3 protein-coding genes are annotated in these 2,463 nt (G+C 66.1%); all 3 read left to right on the plus strand.

Going from position 1 to position 2,463, the window contains the following annotated elements; all coding sequences use genetic code 11:
- Positions 1-210 precede the first annotated feature (210 nt).
- The 3 genes from EKL94_RS22010 to EKL94_RS22020 all read left to right on the plus strand — a co-directional run bounded on the left by EKL94_RS22010 (position 211) and on the right by EKL94_RS22020 (position 2,185).
- The gene (locus EKL94_RS22010) at positions 211-507 is read left to right on the plus strand and encodes a hypothetical protein (RefSeq protein WP_075275681.1); all 297 of its coding nucleotides are present in this window, start codon (positions 211-213) and stop codon (positions 505-507) included.
- Positions 508-605: 98 nt separating this feature from the next.
- Positions 606-1,310, plus strand: a complete 705-nt coding sequence (locus EKL94_RS22015) for an HlyD family secretion protein (protein WP_126930636.1) — start codon at positions 606-608, stop codon at positions 1,308-1,310.
- Between the two features lie 599 nt (positions 1,311-1,909).
- Positions 1,910-2,185 carry a hypothetical protein gene (locus EKL94_RS22020; RefSeq protein ID WP_085205618.1) on the plus strand — a complete coding sequence of 92 codons (276 nt, stop codon included), beginning with the start codon at positions 1,910-1,912 and terminating at the stop codon, positions 2,183-2,185.
- Positions 2,186-2,463: the final 278 nt, after the last annotated feature.

Genomic DNA, 2,463 nt, shown 5'->3' on the forward strand with positions numbered 1-2,463 from the left:
GGGGGGGGGGGGGGGGGGGGGGGGGGGGGGGGGGGGGTTCTCCGCTTGGGGGGGTGCGCCCGGGGGGGTGTGCCTCCCCTGTGGGGACAGTGCCCTCCGCCCCGGCCCGGCAGTACCCCGAACCCGGGGCGGTGCAGGTCCAGGGCCTTTGGCCGGGCCCCCCCTCCCAGCCGGTACGCCGGGAGGTGTTGAGCGAGGTGGAGGCTGAGGATGATACCGCGTGGTTCTAGCCCCTCCCCTAGGCGCATCGCCGTCAGCGTCGCCGCCGAACTGCTGCACCAGATCGAGCAGCCCGGTGAGGAGCCCATCCAGCGCTACCACGACCGTTTGGCCGAGGCCCAGGGCGTGCTCGAGGTGCTGGCCCCTGGCCGGTGGCGCTTCAGGGGCCTCACATCCCAGCACTGGCCCCACGTCGCCGGCCACCGGCTGGTGGAGCACTTGGTGCTGCCCGCGCTTGGCATCGCCTGGCTCGACCTAGAGCGCCGTGAATGGTGGTGGATGCCATGACTCACTACCTGCACCGACCGCGTCCCCCGCCCGCCCTGCCGGGGATGGAGCGCACCGCACACCGACCCAGAGCCAACAATCCAAAGCAAGGAGCCAAAATGAGCGATCTACAAGCCAAGTTTACCGAGCTAAAGGCCCAACTTGCCGCAGCCAAGGGCGAACTCGAGGCTGCACAAGCCAAAGCCGCCGAGAGCGCTGACCTACACGAGAAACTCAACCACCTCACCCGTGCTCGAGCCGCCCAGGACTTGGTTTCTAGCATCGAGTCGGAGATTGCTAGCGTCCAGAGCGCTATTTCAGAGGCTAAGCGCCGTGAGCACCGGCAGGAGTTGCTCGAGCGAGCCCGCACCATCGCCCGCGAGGTGGAGCAGCACCAGGGCGAGCTACAAGACCTGCTCGATGGCATTGCTAAGGCCGTTGCCGCCCTCCAGCGTCAGGCCCCCGGCATCATCAACAAGTGGCGTTCGGCCCGTGAGCGCTGGCTTTCCACGTTCGCCGCCCTCGAGCCCGGTGCCTGGCCCGGCCCCACCGGTGACATCGAGAACAGCCGGCGGCTCGAGGCCCTTCGGCGCGTCCTAGCCGAGCTTGGAGACGCAGCCGAGCCCCTGACTGCCGTGCCGCCCGGCCTTTCGCCCTCGAACCGAGCCGAGACCACCACCTTCGAGCCGCGCAACTGGAGCTACTCGCCACCCGAAACCCCCAAGGACTTCGGCATTTTCGCGCTCGACTCGATCTTGAGCCGCCCCTTTGCCGCCCAGCCGCCCGCATCCGTGGCCGCTCCTGACCCCGCCAAATCGATATGACCCGTCCAGAACGCAAATTCCCGCAGTTGGCCCTCAGGCTCGATTTGCTACAGCTTGTTCTCCAAAGCGGTCTTGGCGATGCCCTGCTGAGCGCCATTCGCCACGTCGGAGAGGCTGGAGAGCCGCTCTTGAGCCTCGAAACCCCGACGGGGACGCTGCTTTTGCCGCTTTGCTTGGAGCCGATTGATTTATGAGGACTGACCGAATCGAAAAACTTGAGTCCAGGACCCGTGAGGCCCACCGCGCCGCCTGGAGCGCATTTTGGGCCCGGTTTCGCAGCGTGGTGGACGGGCTGCCCAGCGGGGCGTTCGAGCGCTTCATCCCCCTCGAACTCGCCGATTACCCCGACCTCGAGCCCGAACTTCTCCTTTGGGAGCGGTGGAGCGGGACCATCTTGCCGGTGCTCTCGAAGGCCGAGCAGGGCGATCTGGGGGCATGGCCCGCTGATCTGCCTCGCCCACCTTCCGACCCCCGCCCGCTGCTTCTCGAGGTAATCAGCCGATGGCGCGCAAACTCCCGGTTGCCCGCGGCCGCGTTGCTGGTGTTGCTATGCCTGGGAGCTGCCGCAGGGGGGGAGGGGGTACCCTTGAGGTATGGCGATGAGCACGCTGAAACCTAAACGCTTACGCCGCCGTAAACCCGGCGATTTGGGGCAGCTACGCGCCGTGCTGTGGGGGGTGCTGCTCGAGGTGGAGGGTATCGCCCAAGCCCCTACAGCCGATCCAGACCGCAAGCTCAAGGCCGCTAGCGTCCTGGCTACCCTGGCCGGGTCTTACGCCAAGGCCACCGAGGCCCACGACCTCGAGCAGCGCCTACAGGCCCTCGAGGTCGCCCTTCAGCGCGAGCCCGCGCCCTTAAAGAGGTTGAAACTGTGAAACGGCGTTTGGAGCACCTTGAATCCCGTCTCAGCCCTCACCCCCGTGTGGTCGTGGTCACCTACAGGCCCGAGCCCGCTGAGGGCGAGGACGCACCCACCACCCCCACCCCCCGCCTCCTCTTCCCATCCGACTCTCCCCACGAACTTACCCGCGTAGAATTTCTTTGCACCAGTTTCTCGCGATATCGAAATACACAACGTATGTAACTCGGTAGAGCATTGTACATGCCTCACCAGCCAGAAGACAACGTACACCACTGACTGTTACTTCAGCAT

The organism is Stenotrophomonas maltophilia, assembly GCF_003970865.1.
GTDB classification, from domain to species: Bacteria; Pseudomonadota; Gammaproteobacteria; order Xanthomonadales; family Xanthomonadaceae; genus Stenotrophomonas; species Stenotrophomonas maltophilia_AR.